The organism is Nonomuraea rhizosphaerae, from assembly GCF_019396405.1.
GTDB lineage: Bacteria > Actinomycetota > Actinomycetes > Streptosporangiales > Streptosporangiaceae > Nonomuraea > Nonomuraea rhizosphaerae.
Window position 1 is genome coordinate 1 of sequence record NZ_JAHKRL010000322.1, and the last position, 3,390, is coordinate 3,390.

The 3,390-nt window shown below is 71.1% G+C and carries 5 protein-coding genes; 3 read left to right on the plus strand and 2 right to left on the minus strand.

What is annotated here, in order from left to right; all coding sequences use genetic code 11:
• The 3 genes from KME77_RS16185 to KME77_RS16195 all read left to right on the plus strand — a co-directional run.
• The coding region (locus KME77_RS16185) for a roadblock/LC7 domain-containing protein (protein WP_219467870.1) at positions 1–215 on the plus strand (215 nt) is incomplete at its 5' end.
• Positions 215–577 (plus strand): DUF742 domain-containing protein, encoded by a 363-nt coding sequence (locus KME77_RS16190; RefSeq protein ID WP_219467872.1) that lies wholly within the window; start codon positions 215–217, stop codon positions 575–577. The genes KME77_RS16185 and KME77_RS16190, both read left to right, overlap by 1 nt.
• Positions 558–1,130 carry a GTP-binding protein gene (locus tag KME77_RS16195; RefSeq protein ID WP_219467874.1) on the plus strand — a complete coding sequence of 191 codons (573 nt, stop codon included), beginning with the start codon at positions 558–560 and terminating at the stop codon, positions 1,128–1,130. The genes KME77_RS16190 and KME77_RS16195 overlap by 20 nt, the downstream gene beginning before the upstream one ends.
• Before the next feature lie 27 nt (positions 1,131–1,157).
• On the opposite strand, the gene KME77_RS16200 is transcribed toward KME77_RS16195, so the two are convergent.
• Together KME77_RS16200 and KME77_RS16205 are read right to left on the minus strand one after the other, a co-directional pair.
• Positions 1,158–1,541 (minus strand): DUF742 domain-containing protein, encoded by a 384-nt coding sequence (locus KME77_RS16200; protein ID WP_219467877.1) that lies wholly within the window; start codon positions 1,539–1,541, stop codon positions 1,158–1,160.
• A partial coding sequence (locus KME77_RS16205; protein ID WP_219467880.1) for a sensor histidine kinase occupies positions 1,538–3,390 on the minus strand: 1,853 nt, incomplete at its 5' end. The genes KME77_RS16200 and KME77_RS16205, both read right to left, overlap by 4 nt.

Consider the following 3,390-nt stretch of genomic DNA (forward strand, 5'->3'; position numbering starts at 1 on the left):
GGGCCACCGCCCGCCATTTCGGCGGCGGCGACGTCCGCCAGACGATCGTCGAGATGGAGTCGGCGTTCCTCTTCGTGACGGCGGCGGGGCAGGGCACCTGCCTGGCCGTGCTGGCCGACTCGAACGTGGACGTCGGGCACATTGCCTACGAAATGGCGATGCTCGTCAAGCGGGTTGGGCAGCACATATCTACCAATCCCCGGACGACCTCATGATGAGGGAGCCTCCGAGATGGCTGGATGAGGATGCGGGACCGATCGTCCGGCCCTATGCTCTCATCCGCGGCCGTACGAGGACCTCGGGGGAGACGTTCGACCTCATCGCGACCGTCAACGTCGTCGGCGAGCCGACGGACGAACTCGAACCCGAACAGCTACTCATCCTGCGGGCAGCACGTAACCCGATCTCGGTGGCCGACGTGGCCGTCGAGCTCGACCTGCCCGTAGGCGTCGTCCGGGTGCTGCTCGGCGATCTGCGTGACCACGGCCTCATCTCGGTGACGTCACCCTCTTCCAAGGGCCCACGGCCGAATGAGCGCATTCTCAAGGAAGTGATCAATGGACTCCGTGCTCTCTGAGGACCCCGTAGCGCTGAAGATCCTCATCGCCGGGGGGTTCGGCGTGGGCAAGACCACGCTGGTCGGATCGATCAGCGAGATCAGGCCGCTGCGCACGGAGGAGGTGCTGTCCGACCGCGGGGTCGGCGTCGACGACATCGACGGCGTCGAGGCCAAGACGACGACCACCGTCGCCATGGACTTCGGCCGCATCACGATCCGCGAGGGACTGGTCGTGTACCTGTTCGGCACGCCCGGCCAGGAGCGGTTCTGGTTCATGTGGGACGAGTTGTCCTACGGCGCGCTCGGCGCGGTCGTGATCGCCGACACCCGGCGGCTGACCGACTGCTTCCCGTCGGTGGACTACTTCGAGCAGCGCGGCACGCCGTTCGTCGTGGCCGTCAACTGCTTCGACGGCGCCGACCGCCACAGCGTGGACGACGTGCGGGTCGCGCTCGACCTGGACGAGGACGTGCCCGTCCTGCTGTGCGACGTGCGGCGGCGCACGTCGGCCAAGGAGGTCATGGTCACGCTGGTCGAGCACTCGCTGAGGACGCTGACCTCACCCAACTGACCGGCCTCACCCGGCCGGCCGTCGCGCTCACAGGGCGCGCAGCCCGTTGATCACTTCCTTGAGCAGGCTCTCCGTGGCCGCCGTGGCCTTGGCGAGCGGCGGGCGCACGGTCACCAGGCCGTGGTCGAGCAGGTCCCCGAGCAGAACCCTGGCCACCCCCACCGGCAGGTTCAGCTCGGCGGCCACCTCGGCCACCGGCCTGCTCTGACCGGTGACGCTGACGATCAGCCGCCGGTGCTGGACGCTCAGGTCCGCCTTGGGGGGCGCGGGCCGCCCCGTGGCGGCCACGGTCGCCAGCAGGTCGAGCTCCTCGGTGCTCGACGAGGGCTTGGTGCGCCCTCTTGTCACCGCGTACGGCCGGACCACCGGACCGGCCTCCTCGTCAACCCATTCATCGGGCTCACGGGTCACGATGGGGATCCCCCGTCCTGTTCACTGTCCTGCCGCCCGCGCTGCCAGCCCGACTGGAGCGAGGAGAGCAGGTCCCTGGCCTCCTCGGGCGAGCGTACCTCCGGCTCGGGCCGCGTGGGCTCCTCAGGGGTCGGGGCCTGGAGCTGTGGCGGCAGGTTGGCCTGGCGCGTACGGCGGGGCAGCGTCGGGTCCTGGGCCGCGTCCTGGACCGCCTCAGGGGCGCGCTTGCTGGTGCGCACGCGCCGCGGGAGCACGCCGGGCCCCGTGGTGTCCTCCGGCGTCCTGATGCCCGGACGCGACGTGTCCTCCGCCGGCGTCCTGATGACGGACACGGAGACGGACTCGAGCTCCGGCAGGTGCACGGGGGCCGGGAGAGGCTGGATGAGCGCTGTGGGCACCAGGACGATCGCGGTGGTGCCGCCGTACGGGGAGGGCTTGAGCGTGACCGTGACGTCGTGCCTGGCGGCCAGCATGCCGACCACCGCGAAGCCGAGCCGCTCGGTCTGCGCCGCGTCGAACTCGGGCGGGCTGGCCAGACGGTCGTTGAACTGCTGGCGGGCCTCGGCGGTCATGCCCAGCCCGCGGTCCTCGATCTCGACGGCGAAGCCCCTGCCGACCAGCTCCCCGCGTACGGAGACCTCGTTGCCGGGCGAGGAGAAGGCGGCCGCGTTCTCGATCAGCTCGGCGAACAGGTGCATGAGGTCGGCCACGGCCGCGCCGGAGAGCCCGCACTCCGGCATCGGGTAGACGCGGACCCTGGTGTACTCCTCGACCTGGGCGGCGGCGCCGCTCAGCACGTCCTCGACCGGGATGATGCCGCGCCACCTGCGCCCGGCGGAGCCGCCGGACAGCAGCACCAGGCCCTCGGCGTGGCGGCGCATGCGGGTCGTCAGGTGGTCGATCCTGAACAGCCTGGACAGCGCCTCCGGGTCCTCGGTCTCGCGCTGCATCTCGTCCAGCAGCTTGAGCTGGCGCTGCAGCAGCGACTGGCTGCGGCGGGCCAGGTTGCGCAGCGCCTCGGAGACGCCCTGGCGCAGCTGGGCCTGCTCGACGGCGGCGTCCACGGCGGTGTGCTGGACGCTGTCGAACGCGGCCGCGAGGTCGTCGATCTCGCTCGTGGCGCCGTCGCACATCTTGATGCGCGGCACCTCGGCCTCGATGTCGACGTCCTTGCCGTTCCGCAGCTTGGTGACGACCTCGGGCAGCCTGACCTCGGCCAGGTCGAGCGCGGTGCCGCGGAGCGCCGCCAGCTCGCGGCTGATCCGGCGGCCGACGCGCACCGAGAAGAAGATGGACAGGCCCACCGCGATGAGGCCGATCACGCCGGCGACGAGCGCGCGGGCCAGGACGACGATGCCGGCCGGCTCCATGCGGGCCAGCAGCCTGTCCCCGGTGTCCCAGGTGATCTGCGTGTACTGCTGCAGCGCGGGGTCGATCAGCCCGCGCCACACCGTCAGGTCCAGGCTCTGGCCGGAGGTCTGCGCCTCCAGCGAGCGCTCCATCGCCTGCCAGCGCGTGGAGCCGAACAGCTTGTCGTAGGGGGCGCGCAGCTCGGCGTCGAAGGTGGAGGCGATCTTGGTCGCCATGTACGTGCGCGTGCCCTCGATCTTGGCCAGCATGTGCAGGTCCGCCATCGTCGGCTTGCCGTTGGCGGCGACGATCAGGGCGTACTCGCGGGTCAGCTGCTCGCGCACCTCGCTGGCGGCGATCAGGCCCTGCGCCTGCTGGGCCAGCGCCACGTCGGTGCTGAGCGTCAGCGACGGGTACAGGTAGTGCGCGGCGTCGGCGACCACCGAGTACTCGGTGATCAGGCTGGTGGGCGTCAGCCGCCTCGGGGCGACCCGCCGCC

Coding starts and splice junctions, on each gene's coding strand:
- KME77_RS16190 (WP_219467872.1), top strand. CDS start 215: ATGAGGGAGCCTCCGAGATGGCTGGATGAGGATGCGGGACCGATCGTC.
- KME77_RS16195 (WP_219467874.1), top strand. CDS start 558: ATGGACTCCGTGCTCTCTGAGGACCCCGTAGCGCTGAAGATCCTCATC.